General features: G+C 35.6%; 14 protein-coding genes. 2 read left to right on the forward strand and 12 right to left on the reverse strand.

What is annotated here, in order from left to right; translation table 11 throughout:
• Window positions 1-31 precede the first annotated feature (31 nt).
• The 8 genes from IGK91_RS06620 to IGK91_RS06655 all read right to left on the reverse strand — a co-directional run bounded on the left by IGK91_RS06620 (window position 32) and on the right by IGK91_RS06655 (window position 5,205).
• Entirely contained in the window at window positions 32-274 is a 243-nt protein-coding gene (locus IGK91_RS06620; protein WP_010719097.1) for a GlsB/YeaQ/YmgE family stress response membrane protein, read from the reverse strand.
• A 36-nt stretch (window positions 275-310) separates the two neighbouring features.
• Window positions 311-856, reverse strand: coding sequence for an Asp23/Gls24 family envelope stress response protein (locus IGK91_RS06625; RefSeq protein ID WP_010719096.1), 546 nt, complete (start codon window positions 854-856; stop codon window positions 311-313).
• A gap of 12 nt (window positions 857-868) precedes the next feature.
• On the reverse strand, window positions 869-1,057 hold the full coding sequence (locus IGK91_RS06630) for a DUF2273 domain-containing protein (RefSeq protein WP_010719095.1): 189 nt from the start codon (window positions 1,055-1,057) through the stop codon (window positions 869-871).
• Between the two features lie 12 nt (window positions 1,058-1,069).
• On the reverse strand, window positions 1,070-1,633 hold the full coding sequence (amaP, locus tag IGK91_RS06635; protein ID WP_010737641.1) for an alkaline shock response membrane anchor protein AmaP: 564 nt from the start codon (window positions 1,631-1,633) through the stop codon (window positions 1,070-1,072).
• 689 nt (window positions 1,634-2,322) lie between these two features.
• Window positions 2,323-2,481, reverse strand: a complete 159-nt coding sequence (locus IGK91_RS06640) for a cyclic lactone autoinducer peptide (RefSeq protein WP_010737642.1) — start codon at window positions 2,479-2,481, stop codon at window positions 2,323-2,325.
• The gene (locus IGK91_RS06645) at window positions 2,465-3,061 is read right to left on the reverse strand and encodes an accessory gene regulator B family protein (RefSeq protein WP_181934273.1); all 597 of its coding nucleotides are present in this window, start codon (window positions 3,059-3,061) and stop codon (window positions 2,465-2,467) included. The genes IGK91_RS06640 and IGK91_RS06645 overlap by 17 nt, the downstream gene beginning before the upstream one ends.
• A gap of 108 nt (window positions 3,062-3,169) precedes the next feature.
• Window positions 3,170-3,916: a LytR/AlgR family response regulator transcription factor gene (locus IGK91_RS06650; RefSeq protein ID WP_430605262.1), complete on the reverse strand. Its 747-nt coding sequence runs from the start codon at window positions 3,914-3,916 to the stop codon at window positions 3,170-3,172.
• Window positions 3,917-3,918: 2 nt separating this feature from the next.
• Window positions 3,919-5,205 (reverse strand): sensor histidine kinase, encoded by a 1,287-nt coding sequence (locus tag IGK91_RS06655; protein ID WP_010737645.1) that lies wholly within the window; start codon window positions 5,203-5,205, stop codon window positions 3,919-3,921.
• A 640-nt stretch (window positions 5,206-5,845) separates the two neighbouring features.
• On the opposite strand from IGK91_RS06655, the gene IGK91_RS06660 reads away from it, so the two are divergent.
• Window positions 5,846-6,319, forward strand: coding sequence for a DUF2975 domain-containing protein (locus IGK91_RS06660; RefSeq protein WP_034867092.1), 474 nt, complete (start codon window positions 5,846-5,848; stop codon window positions 6,317-6,319).
• Window positions 6,320-6,327: 8 nt separating this feature from the next.
• On the forward strand, window positions 6,328-6,549 hold the full coding sequence (locus IGK91_RS06665) for a helix-turn-helix domain-containing protein (protein ID WP_081123468.1): 222 nt from the start codon (window positions 6,328-6,330) through the stop codon (window positions 6,547-6,549).
• Window positions 6,550-6,672: 123 nt separating this feature from the next.
• On the opposite strand, the gene IGK91_RS06670 is transcribed toward IGK91_RS06665, so the two are convergent.
• From IGK91_RS06670 to IGK91_RS06685, 4 genes are all read right to left on the reverse strand, one after another.
• The gene (locus IGK91_RS06670; RefSeq protein WP_181934274.1) at window positions 6,673-9,714 is read right to left on the reverse strand and encodes an LPXTG cell wall anchor domain-containing protein; all 3,042 of its coding nucleotides are present in this window, start codon (window positions 9,712-9,714) and stop codon (window positions 6,673-6,675) included.
• Window positions 9,711-11,393 (reverse strand): Rib/alpha-like domain-containing protein, encoded by a 1,683-nt coding sequence (locus IGK91_RS06675; RefSeq protein WP_240187585.1) that lies wholly within the window; start codon window positions 11,391-11,393, stop codon window positions 9,711-9,713. Before IGK91_RS06675 ends, IGK91_RS06670 begins: the two co-directional genes overlap by 4 nt.
• Window positions 11,394-11,626: 233 nt before the next feature.
• Complete coding sequence (locus tag IGK91_RS06680; protein ID WP_128479502.1) at window positions 11,627-11,830, reverse strand: hypothetical protein; 204 nt, start codon at window positions 11,828-11,830, stop codon at window positions 11,627-11,629.
• Window positions 11,831-12,444: 614 nt separating this feature from the next.
• Window positions 12,445-17,637: an LPXTG cell wall anchor domain-containing protein gene (locus IGK91_RS06685; RefSeq protein ID WP_430605263.1), complete on the reverse strand. Its 5,193-nt coding sequence runs from the start codon at window positions 17,635-17,637 to the stop codon at window positions 12,445-12,447.
• Between the last annotated feature and the right edge of the window lie 266 nt (window positions 17,638-17,903).

Genomic DNA, 17,903 nt, shown 5'->3' on the forward strand with positions numbered 1-17,903 from the left:
TTATGATCGATCAAATGATCCGATCAAATTCTTACAGTTTACGAGCAAAGAATGATACGACCAATACAAGAATGATTGCACCAATCAATGATGGAACGATTGCCATGCCCCCGATACTTGGTCCCCAAGTGCCAAGTAAAGCTTGTCCGATCGCTGATCCAACTAGACCTGCGACTACGTTAGCAATGATTCCCATTGAAGAACCTTTATTTGTAATAGCCCCTGCAATTGCTCCGATAATACCACCGACGATTAATGACCAAATAAATCCCATTTTAATTTCCTCCTAATTTCTTTTACTAACAATCAATTACTGAACACGTGGTTCAGTGTTTTCTTTCACTTTTTGTGTTCCTTTATTCATAGCTGCTTTTGCTTTATCTGTTTGTTTTGAAGCAAATTGACCAGTTGATTTAGCAGCATCTGTCACTTTGTCTTGGACAGTTTCTTGATCTTTTGCATATTCTTCTTGTGTTTTGATATCAACTACATTCACATTCACTTCGATTACATCTAAATGTGTCATATCATTCACTTCACGGCTGATCAAGTCTTTAATTTGATCATAGATATTTTCAATATCTTTTCCGTATTCTACAACTACATCTAAGTCAACAGCTACTTGTTTTTTACCAACTTCTGCATTGATTCCTGCTGTGACGTTATCCGTGTTCACTAATTTTTCAGCAATGTTTGAGAAGAAACCGCCATCTAATGTTAATAAACCATCAACATCTTTCAAAGCATAACCGATGATTTTTTGAATTACTTTATCTTCGTAAGTTAATTCTCCACGTGAAATATGGTTATTCTCAGATGTCATTGTATTTGTGTTTTTGATTTCTTTGTTTTCCATGTCCAGTTCCTCCTAAGATTTAAAAAATTGATCAAATATTTTTGTTTCTTTCAAATAAAAACCAATGCCTGCACCTATAGCAGTCATGATTAATATTAGAAGTGTTTTAAAAAATCCAACTGTTATCCATAAAACAGCTAACAGTAAGCCAAGTCCCCCGAAGATAATAGGGAGCTTGTACGCTGAAAATATCTCTTTCATGATGGGCCCCTCCTATTCTACTCGAGCGTGCTTGTGTGCATTACTGTCATAATCTTCAAATCCACTATAAGTAACAGCTACAGCGATGTTTTGTTCAGTACCAAGTACTCGTGCCACTTGTTGTTCAATGTCACGCATCAATTCTCCTGTTTTACCAATTAAAGAGGATGTTCGTTTTAAATCCCCTTTTACATGGACATTGATTTTATTTTTTGTTGAGCGTACTCGAACTTTTGGTGAACCAACAAATTCTTCTTCATGTAATTGTGATCGCACAAGCCCTTCGATTGCTTTCTTATCTAAAGTCAGTTTTCCATCTTTTTGTTTTAAAACAAACGTCCCTTTGGATTTTGGATAGAAAAGAACAACTAATAACAAAATAAGCACAAGTATAGCAAAAACGACAGCTGTCCAAAATAGATATTGTTGCACGTAGTAGTTCGTTATGACAAAAAATCGAAAACGTTCCAACTGTTCTGGCATCATATACGGTGCGTTGATCAACGCGATCCCTAAAAGCACCGTCAGCAAGAATAAACTTGCAAGAATACCGACGATCTTCCACCCTTTATTCATTCTCCACCTCCTACTTCTAATTGACCGTGATCACACATGTTATTTACAAGATTTAATAGAAAGCGCTACCATGCCATGCTAATACTAATAGCCTTTTTTCACTTTCTATGACAATCATTCATAAATAACGTTTCCCTCCAATAGACTGTGTTGCCTTTTTTCTATTGGGTATATTTAAAGGATAGTAGTCTACATTAAAAAATGCAAAGATAATGCTCAGTTATTATTACAAAAAACTATCAGTTGCTATGAAAATTTTCTAATATTTATCGTTTCCTACTCTCTTTCTTCTTTCATATCTGTAAAAAACAGATAAAATTTCTTTCCAAATATCTTTTAAATGAATTATACTTAAGTAAAGATCATTTGAAGAAATGGAACGCTTTAGCCATGTTTTTGAAAAAAGGGGTGTTGTGAGATTATGGTAAAGAAAATAATTTATGCTCTAATAACTACCTTAATTTATTTAATCGTTTCTAATGCAGGGAATTTATTTTTTGGAATTTCAAAAGAATTTAGTTGGACAACGACATTATGGGAATCTTTTTTCTTTTTTATATTTGTTTTGCTCTTACAAAATTATCGAAAAAAATAAGTCTTAGGGTCAAAATAGCAACTACTATTTTTGATCCTAAGACTTATTCGTACAATGAATTCTTTTTATTCCACTAGTATTTCGATTTCCAAGTTTATTTTTCGATTTGTTTCAATGCATCAGGTACTTTTGGTTCATAAATAATTCCTGTACACATTGTTCCTTTACCTATAGCTTCTGTAGCAACAGCAATAGCAACAGTTGCTAAAATTCGCATATATTTTAATTTTCTTGAGCTAATTTTTTTTAACATTTTCTTCATCCTTTCTTTTTTGAACAAACATTAAAAGGGTTGAGATCATCATGCCTAACAACAGTAAGGTACGAATACGGTTACTTGATTGAACCCCACCAAAAATAGTTAGGAACAAACTGACCACTATCATCTGGCTCTTTCCATTTAGCAAAGAACTTTTCGCCGATTTTTGTGCGATCACTATCCCTTTGAACCACAAGATCAAGCAAATCATGAGACTGCAGATCACAAAGCTGGCTCTTGTGACATCTACAGCAAAAGTAGTAACTAGATATGGTAATAAGACAAAGAAAAATAGACTTAAGACCGTACATACATTACTATCTCTTGCATGGAAACTTTTTGTTGTTCTTCTCATTAGTGTAAATGCCAAATGGGTAGTTAAAACCGGCAGAATAATATGAAGACACCCAGCTAAACAGTAGATAAAAAATATCTTTGAACTAATTACCAGAAGAACAGCTAATCCATATTCCATTTTTGCCAAGTCAATTTCTGACAATTGTAATTGTCTTCCTATCCGCTTACTAATTGTTTTTGAAACTTTTTCTTCTAAAGATATAGATTCTTCCAACATTTGATCCGCTCCTTTTCATCTATATTATATTTGTTTTTTTATAAGATAGTTGGTTTTATCAAAAGTGAACGTTATTTGATCAAAAGTGCGGAATACCTGGAGATGTAATCAACAACTGGTTAATTTCTTGAACTGATTTACTACTTTTTTTAAATGACGAGTAGAAACTAAACATTTTGCTCCATTGGCCATAGTGATCACTCGTTCTTTTTTATTGATTTCTTTCACATTCATCAGATTAACTACATAAGATTGATGGCAACGACAAAATACCTCATACATACTTTCTACTTCTTTGATCTTCCCTATATACTCAATTCTGAGGTTATCTAAATAGACGATCAATTTATGGGGTGTTGGACTAGATTCAAAATAAAATATTTCATCGACATATAACTTTACATCAACTGGACCATTCTTAATCCAAATTTGGGGTCTAGTTTCCAGATTTGTATTCAAATAGCGTTCAACTGCGACGTCAATACATTCCGTCACTCTCTTTTGAAAGGTATCCATATTATCTTTAACGATGTAATCTAATGCTTCGACTTTGTATAAAAAAGTTAAATAGACTAAATCTGTATAAGTTGTCACAAAAATGATTTTTGCTGTTGGGTCGTAATCTCTGATTTTTTTTGCTAACTCGATCCCATTTAAATCCGTTTTTAGATCAATATCCAAAAAATAGATTCCTTCTGTTTTATGTTTTGAAATAAACGACAAGATCATCATTGGATCATCCGTAGCAAATTGGAATTGAACATCATAGTCTTTCATCAATAAATAATTTGTAATCATCCGAGTAAGCTTATTTCGATGAGCAATTTCATCATCACAAACAAATATTTTTAACATTACTAGCCCCTCATTCCACTAATCGTTATGATTTGTATAAAGCGATTGTTTTCAATTTTTGTTTCTAAAAAAACATTCTCGTTCAAATGAACAAGCTCGTCCAGATTCGTTAGACCTAGTCCTTGATTTCCTTTTTTAGTAGTAAAATTCACTTTTTTCAATTCATGTAATTTAGGAATACTCGAACGACATTGATTCATTAAGACAAAAAAACAATTTTTGTCTTCCTCCATAATAGTCAATTCAATTTTTCCCTTTTCTAAAAAGGCTGATTCTTCAATTGCATTATCCAGTATAATCCCTAGCATACGAACAAGTGTGACTGTTGAGATAGCGATATCCGTAATGGGTGTTGGAATCATTACGTTTACTTCGACACCCTTTTGGCTAGCCACGTATAATTTACTCAAAATAATGCTTTTTATCTCTCTAATTTTAAGATTTGAAATCGAAGCAATTGGGAGATTGTTTTCTTCAAAAATCGTTTCAGTAGCTTTGATACTTTGATAAAAATACTTTTGCAGCCCTTCAATATCCTTTGTTTGAATATAATCCTCTATTGAAAACAAAATATTCTTATAATCGTGTTTAAATTTTCGTAATGCAAGATAGTTATTTTCGATCTGTTCACTGTATTCAATCAGGTGACGCATTTCTTTTTGCTGCTCTCGTGTTTCGAATTCTTTTTTCTTGATAAAAAGTAGTACACAATAAATTATGGTAGACATTACACCATAAAGAACCGTAAATAATTCATTACTGATAACTAGGAATCTTGCTAAAACAGAAAAACGATCACTACAAATGTTAATAAAATAAATAATAATCGTAAAAAAAACAACGATGGCCGCTATTTTTAAAGTCGTTTTATCCCTAACAATCTTCGGTATGACCATTTTTTTTAGAAAAACAGTAACGATCCACAAACAACCTGTTCCTAAAACAGCTGTAAAAAAATCGCTGATATCCCACTCTAAAATTTTATATAGATATTTGGCTGTTCCATCAATGAATATGTAGAAAAATAAAATAATCGAAGGATAAAATATCGCTATATCAATGTTTCGATCAATGATATAGATACTTAGACATAACCCAGCCCATAAGATAACTGTCGCAATGATATTGATCCATTGATATAAAGCAATATAAGCGATTACACTAATAAACGAAAACAATTGAAATTTTTTATTTGATAAAAGATTCCTTAGATAACCAAGAGCCATAAAAACAGTGTAAAGCTGACCAATCAAAATTAGGATAAATAAACTTTCTTCATTTAATTTCATTTAAACTTCCCCTAACAACTTAATAATTTTATCTGAATTTTTTATCCATACTTATATAACAATTTATATTAGCGTATTTTGTTTCTCCACTCCCCACAACCAAACAAAATAAAACAATTAGTTATTTGTACACCTAATTTTAATAACGAAAAATAGGAATAAATTTCCCCAACCAATCATGATCTTCGTTGTTATTTGTGATTTTAGCATATTTACTTTAGATTTGGGAGGGTATAAACATGATAATGATACGTTTTTCTCCTTAAAATTTCTGTTATTTATAACTATCGTAAATGTAATCTAAATTAAATATCTTTTTTGCAAATGATATGTTATAATTAATCTATTGCGATAAATATTTTATGCGAGATTTTGATTTGTTTTGATGAAATTTAATCCCACTGGCGTAACTTCAGGGTTACAAGGATGTATTAGTGGTTAGGGAATACATTGTTTAAATGAGAAATAGTCCATTTTTAGTAATAGTTTTACAGCTTTAAAATATAATATGATTCGTTAGAACGCCTTTTCTTTATTGAAAAAGGCGTTTGTCCATCCTTTTATTTATCGTTTATCGATAAATAATTATTGATAATGAACAAACCTCATGCTATACTAATAAAAATTTAGGAGGCATTTTATGAAATCCAAACTGTTCTTTATCCAATTAATCGTTTCTGTTTTTTGTTTTGTTCCCCTTCTCTTGGGAACGCTATTAACTATTCAATTGAGTACAAATCCTACAAATCCATTTAGCAACTGGCAAACTACACTATTTATTCTAGTTCTTTACCTAATCCTTCTAGTGACTTTGTTGCTCAATTTCTTCCTGCTCCGCTTAGTCAAAACCTTCCCTTCAAAGGAAACTTTTACTAAAAAGAGTCTAAAGCTTATCAGTAAAATCCGATCTTGCCTTTTATGTATCACGATCCTTGCATTTGGTATTTTGCCAAAATTTTACCAAATAGCTGATATGAGCGATAGTCCAGGAATCCTACTCATCGCTTTCGTCTTACTCTTTATCCCTTTTTTTATCTACATCCTTTCAAGCATTTTGATTGATTTACTCAAACAAGCCATTTATTTAAAAAATGACTATGATTTAACAGTGTGAGGTGTCGAATGTCTATTATTATCAATTTAGATGTCATGTTAGCCAAGCGAAAAATGAGCGTGACCGAACTGAGTGAAAAAGTAGGTCTTACGATGGCTAATATCTCTATTTTAAAAAATGGTAAAGCAAAAGCGGTTCGGTTTTCTACGCTCGATAAGATTTGCGAAGTTTTAAACTGCCAACCAGGTGATATCCTCGAATATCAAGATAGAAGCCAAATGAGAGAGTAGCTCATTTCTTTAGTTGAGTGACACCAATGAAAGCTAACTACTTTCTAATCAATCTGAAGACCGACAAAAAAGCCCACGTCAGCTGTAATCTAGCTAACGTGGGCTTTTTAATAACTGATTATCTTATTTTTTAGAATTTTTATTTGCTTTTCTTTTTCTCCAAAACAGGATGATTCCCGCTAAACTAACAATCAAGACACCTGATACAGTAAAAACCGTATTTTTTGTTTCATTGGTTTTTGGTAAATTACCATTTTTTGCGCCACTTGTATTGTCTCCATTTGAGTTCTTTTTTTCTGAATCTGTTCCTGTGATCTCTTTATCTTCAGTCATGCTATCTTCTGTACCATCTTCTAAAGCACCATCCGTCCCTTTTTCCACCACTTCATAAGCCGCTTCAGTTTCAGTAGAAAAACCACCATAGGAACGGTCAGCTTTCACGACTAGTTTAGCAACACGATACCCCAAAGAAGAAGTATCGATTTCTGTTTCAGGATCTAATGCAACCGTATAAGCAGTTTTCGGCAGCTCTTTGCCATTGACTTTAACTTCTTTCAAAAGATTTTTAAGGTCCACACGTTTCGTATCGATAACTATTTTCGCTTCTGCTGGTGTCACGGTAAAATCTCCTGTTGGTTCAAACCCATATTCAGTCACATTGTAATACGCATAATTGGAACCATAAGTGTAATTTCGCTCTTCTTCTTCTGCCATCAAGACATTCCCACTTGGATCGGCATGATACACTTTAATTTGATCTCCCACCGAAACTTTTAATGGTTCCCCACTATTGAATCGATTAATCGATTGTTCAATTGTTTGCGTACCGCGAACTTCGTATTTATATTTACTGCTGTTATTTGTAAAAACTTCAATCCCATAGTAAATTTCCATGTCATCATATTCTGTGATACGGTTCGATAAGTCACTTCCGTCTTCTCCCTGTAATGATTGGAGTTTGATTTGTTTGTTTTCTTTTATCAAACTGTAGGCACCTACAGTATCGCCATCTTGATTTTTTAGTTGGATCGTACTTCCCCACTTCACTTCGTAAGGCACTTCCACTTCTGTAGAAGTCACCTCATCTGCGGTAGACAATTTCACTTTTAACATTTTCTGTCCAGTGGTATTTGTATCAAAGTCAGAAACTTGTTCGACATCATATAATGTCGTCTCTAATTTTTGACCATTGAAAGTGACATTTTTAATCAAATCCATTCCATCAATGTCACTGGTATCTTCGCCCAAGGTAAATTCATGCGAAACTGTTTCAGCCTCCATCTCAGTGATGGGAACAAATTCTTGACTGGCCACTTGATAATAGGCGTAGTTGGAACCCGCTGTATAATTTTTCGACAAGTCATCTCGCATCAATAAATTATTCTTCGCCTCTGCATGATAAACTTTAACGATGTCCCCTTCCTCAATCGGTAATGGTTGGCCATTATTAAACCCATTGATCGCCTGCCACACTGTCATATTGCCCGTCACATCATACTGGTATTTTATTTGTTCCGATAATCGAGTAGTCGGATCTAAGCCCATAATATTTTCGACAGTGACACCTGTTTTTTCTTCGGACTGATTTTCTGGATTTCCTACTATTTCGATTCGGTAGTAAGTATCGCGACCAAAGGCACTATTCACATGATCCGATAAAACGGTGGAATCATCCCCTTTGCCAACTTGGATCGTCCACTCTCCGTCTTGTTCCACAATACTATAAGCGCCCACATTCTGGTCATCAAACCCTTTAAGTAAGAAAGTACTTCCCCAAGCCACTTCATAAGGAACATCCAGTTCAATATCTGCTGAGCCATCTTCTGGCTTAAGATTTAATTTGACTTCTCTTTTACCAACAGTAGAGGTGTCCATTTTAGAAAGTTGCGTAATCTTATAATTTTTGCTTTCCACCCGTTCACCATTGATTGTTATATTCGCTAATAGCTGACTCAAGTCTATATTTTGAATGTTTTCCATTAAAGAAAAAACTTTATTTGGTCCTACAGTTTCAATTACCGGCATGGGCTCAAAACCATAAGAAGTTATGCGGTAATTAGCATATGGAGAACCATAGGTATAGTCCTTTTCTATTTCATTTACCAGTAAGACAGAACTACCGTCTGAACGTTGGGGATGATATAGTTTTATGATATCACCTGCTTGGACATTCAATTTTTGTTTCGAGCCAAAATTAGCCATTACCTCTTCTAAAGTCGCATAACCCGGTATCTCTTGCGAGTAAACAGATCGCCCTTCACGCACTATTTCAATGGAATAGTAAAGTGAAGAATCGGTACTAATTGGTGTCTTAAGATCGGTTTTTAATCCTTGGTTAAAGACTAATACCCGATTCGTACTGGAAGTTCCCGCATATAATGAAAAGGCCCCGGCTGATTGTCCATTCTGAGCTTTTATCAAAATAGTTTTCCCCCATTTGACTTCATAGGGAACGTCAAGCTCTTTTGACACCAGCCCATCTTTCGTATCAATACGTACCTTGATCGTTTGTGAACCAGCTACCGAAGTATCGAAATCACTCATTTGTTTGACTGTATATAAATTACTAGCCACTATCGTTCCATTGACCGTAATACTATTGATCAACTTCGATCCATCAACGTTACTGCTGTCTTCACCCAAGGTAAATTCTTGAGGCATCGAATCAGCCGCAACCGCTAAAATTGGTTCCAAGCCATATTCAGTGACTTCATAATACGCATAATCGGAACCCATCGTGTAATCCTTGACTAATTCGTCTTTCATTAATAGATTTTTCCCAACAGAATCGGCATGGTACACTTTGATCACGTCACCTTCATTGACATCCAGCGGTTTTCCCTCGTTGAAACCGTAGATGGATTCACGAATCGACTGATTGCCTATCACTTCATAACGGAACTTGTTAGTTGTCCCCTGTAAAATTTCAATGGAGTAAAAGGTACCTCTGCCAAAGTAGTTATTGACTGGCTCGTCTAATTCTGTACCTTCTACGCCCTGGCTAGCTTTAATCTGCCATTGATCATTACTTTTTAGTAAACTGAATGCACCAACAGTCGATTCTTTCAACCCCTTTAGAACGAAAGTATCACCCCATTTCACTTGATAAGTGACTTCAACTTCTTCAGAGACTAAACCATCTTTTGTGGTAATATTGACTCTCATCGTTTGCTTACCAACTGTTCGAGTATCCCCCCATCGATAAGGTTGATTTTATACTGTTCATTCGAAGTTAATTGATCATTAAGACGTATATTTTTGATGAACTCTTGTGGATTCAATTGGTTGATATCTTCGCCTAAAAAAAATACTCTTGCGCTTTCAGCTGTTATTACGGGAGCTGGGTCTAAACCATACGCTGTTACACGATAACGAGCATTCTCTGTTCCGTATGTAAAATCTTTTTCTTCTTCATCAATCATCACGACCGAGCTATTAGCTGTTTTCCCTGGGTGTGTGATTTGGATGATATCATCTATTTTAACTTCTATTTTATTCTCTTTATCTCCGAAAGCATTCATAATTTCTTGTAAAGTTGCCCGATTTGTTACTTCTTGCGTATAGATCGTTCTCTCATTACGTAAAATATCCAACCGATAATACAGTTTAAATGGATCTTGTAATTTTCCTACCGCCACGTTTAACGGTGATTCTAATCCTTGGCGAATCGAAAGAGCTGCGGAGTCATTATTTGAGTTACTGACATCAAGAGTGAAAGCACCTGCAGAATGGCCATCAATTGAACGCATTAAGATGGTATTGCCCCATAATACGTTGACTGTAGTGGTTCCTGTTCCTTTAATCCAGACACTCGCCTCAGAAGTTTTTTTCTTAACTGTAATGTTTACTTCTTTTTGACCAATAGTCTGAAAATTTGTATCGGTTGTTTCGTCCACGACCAATTCTAGCTCATTAACGTCTACTTTCTCACCTAACAGTGTCACTTCTTCTATATAATTTTTAAAATTTGAACTTAAAGAAGGGTAGGATACTCCTAATATTCGTTCTTCTAATGGTTTTAATTTAACTTCTAAACCTGGATTGGAGATAACTTCAATTTGTACTGCACTATCTGCAGTACGCCCATCTGAGGAGGTCGCTTTCGCCAGACAAGTTTGAACACCCTCTTGATTCATATCAGGGGCTTTGACCCATTCAATTTTATATGTAGACTCTTCATAATGATTCACCACATTAAAATAATCGGCTGCTTTTGGAACAGCACCATATTGTATGACTTTATGTTCTCCTGCTTTTGGTAACATCTCTAGCGGCAAAGGCATAATCGTAATCGGCACAGTGACTTCAAGTGTTCTTCCAGAGTCATCACTGACTACTATTTTCGCTTCTTGCACTCCTGGCTGACTCGTATCAGGAGACGTTTTCCATTCATATTTTACATTTCCTCGAGTATTCTCTACTGACTCAATATATTCTACAGCGTTAGGTACCTCATCACCTTGTTTAAGCGTATGTACGCTATCTTTTATTGAAGCTTTCAATTTCCCAATACTTGCTTCTGCATCAGGAAAATCTACTGAAAAATCAATTGCATCATATTCTTTAACTATCCCATAAAAGTAAGTAGGTTTATAAGCGATTTCCATAGGGAAAATCTCGGGTTGGTTTGGCGCAATTTTCAGACGAGTGAATGTAACCTGATAACCCCAAGTATTTAATTGAACCAATTTCATTCGCCAATTTCCGCTTTTTGAATCTACACTAAAATGTTTACCTTCTGGAATAGTTCCATTATGTGGTGCCCCTTGAGGTAATAAATATATTGTGTCATTCTTTATCAGAATGCCATCACGAGGGAGATCAGGGTCATAAGCTGGTTCCATAAGACCTATCTGATTGCTATACTCAAAGTCTGAAACAAGTATATATTTTAAATTTACTTGTTCATCTACTTTATAATTTAAGTTAATCTCATCTACTGTAAATCTTATCCTAACATTCAAATATTTTTCTAAATACGAAGAAGCTGTCTTCCTAAGTTCTCCACGTTGATAACTGGTTAGCACAGAGTCTCTAGAAGAAATTGTTGTATTTTTTTGATCATCTTCTGAATCTACTAGGTTATTATTATCTGCTTTTTCACTTGTTTTTTTTCTTTTCCCTGATTTGTTTTTTCAGTTCTTTTTGATTTTTGACTTATAGATCTGTTTTCATTTGTAGGCAACATCGAACCTGCTCCCACGATAGTCCCACTATTCGTTTGACCGAGTATCAATGCAAAAATCAACGCACTTTTCAATAATCTTTTTTTATCTTTCAACATAATCCTCCCTTGATTACTCTATTAAGAAAAAATTTTTCTTTCATCAAGAAGCATATAAGGAATTATTTTATCGTACAATGTCATATTTTACCAACAAACCAGGAAAAATGGACTTACTTAAAATCGTTATTTTTTAAATTGTACTATAAATGTAAAAGGAAATGAAAAAAACTGATATTTATGGGATTGATGAATCATCATTGATTTTTCCGTTTCATTTCAGATAGTAAAAACGCTGATTAATACTGATATTACAATAAAATTTACTTTAGATAGAATTGACCCACTCTCTAGATGTGGTTAATGAATAAATTTCAACAGGACGATTATCGTAGTAACTTGAAACCGACATGTACGTTTAGTTAAGCAGACATCATTTTTAATTTTGTTATAATAACTATAATTTTCGTTATACATACAGTAAAATCGTTGAAAAGCTATTTTCCAAAGCTTACCAAAGAATTTTTTTCGGATATTGATAGACGATAGCTGTTATCCTCAGACTTGTATAGAGCTTTATTTGTGCAAATGGTAAGCTCAGTGCCAAAAAAGCACTCATCAGAAGTTTTACGACAACTAATGAGTGCTTTATTTATTTCAATAGGATTATACTACTTTTTTGGTTCTTCTTTTGGTTTTTTCTTTTTCCAAAACAGAAACATTCCTACCAAACTAATTAGTACGGTGCCTAATAAAGGAAACATTGCATTTTTGGTTTCATTGGTTTTTGGTAAGTTACCACCGTTTGCTTCTTCTGTTCCTTCACCTTCCGCGTTGGTCTCTTCTTCTGTATTTCCTTCCCCTGAACTTTCTCCTAACGCTCCTGGTGTTCCTTCTTTCACCACCTCATAAGTCGCTTCAGTTTCAGTAGAAAATCCACCGTAAGAGCGGTCAACTTTGACCACTAATTTAGCGACACGATTTCCTAAACTTGAAGTATCGATTTCGGTTTCAGGATCCAATTTCACGGTATAAGCGTTTTTCGGTACTTCTTTCCCGTTGACTTTCACTTCTTTCAGGAGATCTTTAAGGTCCACTTGTTTGGTATTGATGATTATTTTTGCTTCTGCCGGTGTCACGGTAAAATCTCCTGTTGGTTCAAAGCCGTATTCGGTCACATTATAATACGCATAATTGGAACCATAGGTATAATTTTGCTCCGTTTCTTCTGCCATCAAGACATTCCCGCTTGGATCCGTATGATACACTTTGATTTGATCCCCTGCAGAAACTTTTAATGGCTCCCCACTATTGAATCGTTCGATCGCTTGGGCAATCGTTTGTGTGCCTCGCACTTCGTATTTATATTTACTAGTGTTATTTGTAAAGACTTCGATCCCATAATACACATCTGCATCGTTGGCTTCAGTGACTCGACTAGCTAAGTTCGTTCCTTCTTTTCCTTGTAACGCCTGGAGTTTCAATTGTTTTTTGTCTTTTGTTAAGCCGAAAGTACCAACGGTTTCACCTTTTTTATTTTTGAGCTGGATCGTACTCCCCCATTTGACTTCGTAAGGTACTTCCACATCCGTAGAAGTGACACCATCTGCGGTAGACAATTTCACCGTTAACATCTTCGCTCCAGCGGTATTCGTATCAAAGTCAGAAACTTGTTCAACATCATATAATGTCGTATCTAATTTTTGACCATTGAAAGTAACATTTTTGATCAAATCCATTCCATCAATATCACTGGCATCTTCGCCTAATGTCAATTCTTGTGAAATTGTTTCAGCTTTCATCTCAGTGATCGGTTCAAATTCTTGATTGGCTACTTGATAATAGGCATAATTTGAACCCGCTGTATAATTTTTCGTCAAGTCATCTCGCATCAATAAATTATTCTTCGCCTCTGCATGATAAACTTTTACGATATCCCCTTCTTCAATTGACAACGGCTGTCCATTATTAAACACGTTAATGGCCTGACCCACAGTCATGTTTCCAGTCACATCATACTGGTATTTTATTTGTTCCGATAATCGAGTCGTCGGATCTAAGCCCATAATATTTTCAACGGTTACACCAGAACCTTCCTTCGGTTGATTTTCTGAACTTGCTACTACCTCGATCCGATAGTAAATATCGCGACCAAAAATGTTATTCACATGATTGGTTAAGACGGTGGAATCATCCCCTTTGCCAGCTTGGATCGTCCACTCTCCGTCTTGTTCCACAATACTATAAGCGCCCACATTCTGGTCATCTAACCCTTTAAGCAAGAAGGTACTTCCCCAAACCACTTCGTAAGGAACATCCAATTCGATATCTGCTGTCTCATCCGCTGTCCTCAGTTTTAATCTGACTTCCTTTTTGCCCACAGTTGCGGTATCTAATTCAGAAAGTTTCTCCACTGTATAGTCTTCATTCGTAACGATTTCGCCGTTGATCGATACTTGTGCTAACAACTGACTCAAGTCCGTCGTTTTAGTATTCTCCTTTAATGAGAATGCTTTGTTGGAGCCAACAGCTTCAATCACTGACATCGGCTCAAAACCATAGGAGGTTACTCGATAGTAGGCATATTGAGAGCCATAGGTATAATCTTCTTCCATTTCATCTACCATTAACACTGAACTACCTTCTGAACGTTGTGGATGATACATTTTAACGACATCACCAGCTTGGACATTTAACGTTTGTTTCGTCCCGAAATTGTCCATTACCTGTTGGAGAGAAGCACGTCCCGGTACCTCTTGTAGATAAACAGAACGACCATCTCGCAATACTTCAATGGAATAATAAAGTGAAGAATCGGTACTAATCGGCGCATTGAGATCGGTTTTTAATCCTTGGTTTAAGACTAATACACGATTCGTACTGGAAGTCCCAGAATGTAATGAAAAGGCTCCGGCTGATTGACCATTTTGAGCTTTCATCAAAATCGTATCGTTCCATTTAACTTCATAAGGAACCTCGATTTCTTTTGAAACGAGTCCATCTTTCGTATCAATACGCACGTTGATCGTTTGTGATCCTGCCACCGAAGTATCAAAATCACTCATTTGTTTGACTGTATATTGATTACTTCCCACTGCCGTTCCATTAATCGTAATGCTATTGATCAACTTCGCACCATCAACGTTACTACTATCTTCACCTAAGATAAATTCTTGAGCCATCGAATCAGCCACAACCGCTAAAATCGGTTCCAAGCCATGGTCAGTGACTTCATAATAGGCATAATTGGAACCAATCGTATAGTCCTTGACTAATTCATCTTTCATTAAAAGATTTTTCCCAAGAGGATCGGCATGATACACTTTGATCACGTCGCCATTACTGACCGTCAACGGTTGCCCATTATTGAATCCCTGAATGGATTCACGAATCGACTGATTACCTGCCACTTCATAACGGAACTTGCTGGTAGCTCCTTGTAAAACTTCGATAGAATAGTAGGTATCACGCCCAAAATAATTATCCACCGGATCATTTAAGTTTGTGCCGTCCACTCCTTGAGAAGCTTGGATTTGCCATTGATTTTGATTCTTCAATAAACTAAACGCACCAACTGTCGCCTCTTTCAAACCTTTAATAACAAAAGTGTCTCCCCACTTCACTTGGTAAGAAATCTCAATGATTTCAGAAGCCAGTTTATCTTTTGTCGTGACTTTGACCCGCGTATTTCGTTTACCGATCGTGCTGGTATCAAACTCATCAAGAGGTTCTACTGTATAAAATTCATTGTCCGCTACCCCACCGTTGATCCGCACATTTTTTACTAGTTCATTCAAATTCGTTTGCTTCACGTCTTCGCCTAAAACGAACGCTTTTTCCGCACTTTCTGCCGTCATGACAGGTGCTGGATCAAACCCATAAGGAGTCACGCGGTAACGAGCGATCTCCGTACCATACGTAAAATCATTTTCTTTTTCCTTAATCATCACAACCGAAGCATTAGGTGTCTTGCTTGGATATGTGATTTGGATAATATCATTCATTTGTACCGTAGTGTTGTTATTAGCATCTCCATAATCATTCATGATTTCTTGTAACGTGGCACGTTTCGGCACCTCTTGTTTGTAAATTTCATTGCCATTACGCAAGATTTCCAAACGATAATAAAGACCAAATGGATCGGTCATATCGCCAACTCCTTCATTTAAAGGAGACGCAATGCCCTGACGAATCGATAGCGTAGCTGGGGCATTATTAGAATTGCTACCATCTAACGCAAAAGCTCCGGCGGAATAGCCATCAACCGAACGTATTAAGATGGTATTACCCCATAGTACGTTCACGGTAGTAGTTCCAGATCCTTTAATCATAACATTAGAATTAGGATGCTTCGCTTGCACAGTGATGCGTACTTCATGGGTACCAACCGATTGAAATTCAGTCTTGGACGATTCGTTCGCAACAAACTCAAGATCATCAATCGCTACAGGTTCCCCTAACAGTGTTGCCTCTTCAATATAGTTTTTAAACGTATTGGCTAACGTATCAGACGACTCCACCAAGGTTACGGTACGATCCTCAATCGGTTTTAATTTTAGTTGTAACTCAGGATGTGGCAGCACTCTCATGGTTATTGATTTCGTTATTTCTCGGTTATCAGAGGTTCTTACTGTAGCTTCCCACTTATGTATTCCTGCTGTCATTGTATTTGGGTTATTAGACCATTGAAGCGTATAGGATCCTTCCGTGGTTACCTCAAAATAATCATTGACATCTGGCAAAAGAGAATATTGATAGATTTCACCTGCTTCCTTTTTTACTGTGAGCAGAGATTTAACTGTCATCGTAAATGTTAGTTCTTTTGACCGACCTGTTTCATCTTCCACTAATACTTTAACGTTTTGATTTCCTAGTTTATTTGTATCTGGTTTTGTTATCCATGTATAAGTCACTTTTCCAAGGCTATCTTTCACCTCTACATAATCTTCTGGTTTAGGAGAGCTCTTTTCTTCGACCACATGAGGACCATCTTTTACCTCTGCCTTAAGCGTTCCTTTACTTTTAGGAAAATCAACGTTAAACGTCATCGGAACATAACGAGTAGTATAAGCTACCCCATAATCATGATTGATATTACTATAAGGGAACTTACTTACTTTGAATACTTCTTTTTGAGGAATAGCTACTTTTAGTCGCGTAAAGGTAACATATAAATTATTATCTGAAGGTGCTACATAATAAAGTCCATTAGCTTGATCAGACGTTGTAATTTTCATTTGCCAATTTCCACTTTCTGATTCACTAGTAACATAAAACAAGGCATATGTACCTCTTAAAATATTTAGAAGAGTGACTCTATAATTACTAGAGTTTTCCCAGTTCTCCCAGAAATCACTGAACTCACTAGAAATGATTTCAGCTCCATTCGTATTCCCACCTAGAAAGACGCCAGGAATTTTATAAGTAATTGTATCGCCTACTTTAAAATCATCTGTCGAATTATCTATCATAAGATTCAACTTTTTAGAAAGAAATTCATTTACAGCTTTTCCAATTTCTTTTTCTGAGTCAGTAGATGCCGCTATAATGTCAGCTCCAACATGTATTGGTAATTCAAATGTCGGATTAGCAAAACTTTCAATTGAACTTTTTATTTTATTACTTTCTGTTGAATCAGCAACTTTTTTGTCTTTCTCGGTGTTTTTTTCCTTCGTGCGTTTCTCGTCTTTTTTTACTTCTTTCTTGGTCGTAGTTTTCTTTTCATTCATTTTTGACATTTTCTTGACATCAATACTTTCAACTGAGCTTAACATCGAAACAGCTTCAACAACTGTCCCGCTGGTTTGTCCAAGCGCTAGCGCTAATATTAATGTACTATGTAATAACTTTTTTCTGGTTTTCAATGTACTCCTCCTTTTAAGGCTATATCTTTAAATGGCAATAGAAAAGTAATGTCTGTTTTCTCATAAGAAAGACTCCTTTTTATGCCATACTTATGTTTGATTTCTTCCTTTGTTTCTGCCAATGTAGTAAAGTTAAAACGTTATGTTTCTTAAGTTTTTTTTCTTTTCTCCCAATTCGCCCCTTTTACGTTTATTTTTATGGAAAAACTTCAATAAAACCCTACTTCTTAAGTTTAATGTGAATCACAAGAATATGTAATGTCACT

The sequence above is a fragment of the Enterococcus sp. DIV1208 genome (genome assembly GCF_050530455.1).
GTDB classification, from domain to species: Bacteria; Bacillota; Bacilli; order Lactobacillales; family Enterococcaceae; genus Enterococcus_B; species Enterococcus_B hirae.

What these genes read in the sequence shown, in the direction of transcription:
- IGK91_RS06620 (WP_010719097.1), bottom strand. Translation starts at nt 274, where the DNA reads ATGGGATTTATTTGGTCATTAATCGTCGGTGGTATTATCGGAGCAATT.
- IGK91_RS06625 (WP_010719096.1), bottom strand. Translation starts at nt 856, where the DNA reads ATGGAAAACAAAGAAATCAAAAACACAAATACAATGACATCTGAGAAT.
- IGK91_RS06630 (WP_010719095.1), bottom strand. Translation starts at nt 1,057, where the DNA reads ATGAAAGAGATATTTTCAGCGTACAAGCTCCCTATTATCTTCGGGGGA.
- amaP (WP_010737641.1), bottom strand. Translation starts at nt 1,633, where the DNA reads ATGAATAAAGGGTGGAAGATCGTCGGTATTCTTGCAAGTTTATTCTTG.
- IGK91_RS06640 (WP_010737642.1), bottom strand. Translation starts at nt 2,481, where the DNA reads ATGTTAAAAAAAATTAGCTCAAGAAAATTAAAATATATGCGAATTTTA.
- IGK91_RS06645 (WP_181934273.1), bottom strand. Translation starts at nt 3,061, where the DNA reads ATGTTGGAAGAATCTATATCTTTAGAAGAAAAAGTTTCAAAAACAATT.
- IGK91_RS06650 (WP_430605262.1), bottom strand. Translation starts at nt 3,916, where the DNA reads ATGTTAAAAATATTTGTTTGTGATGATGAAATTGCTCATCGAAATAAG.
- IGK91_RS06655 (WP_010737645.1), bottom strand. Translation starts at nt 5,205, where the DNA reads ATGAAATTAAATGAAGAAAGTTTATTTATCCTAATTTTGATTGGTCAG.
- IGK91_RS06660 (WP_034867092.1), top strand. Translation starts at nt 5,846, where the DNA reads ATGAAATCCAAACTGTTCTTTATCCAATTAATCGTTTCTGTTTTTTGT.
- IGK91_RS06665 (WP_081123468.1), top strand. Translation starts at nt 6,328, where the DNA reads ATGTCTATTATTATCAATTTAGATGTCATGTTAGCCAAGCGAAAAATG.
- IGK91_RS06670 (WP_181934274.1), bottom strand. Translation starts at nt 9,714, where the DNA reads ATGAGAGTCAATATTACCACAAAAGATGGTTTAGTCTCTGAAGAAGTT.
- IGK91_RS06675 (WP_240187585.1), bottom strand. Translation starts at nt 11,393, where the DNA reads ATGGAACCAGCTTATGACCCTGATCTCCCTCGTGATGGCATTCTGATA.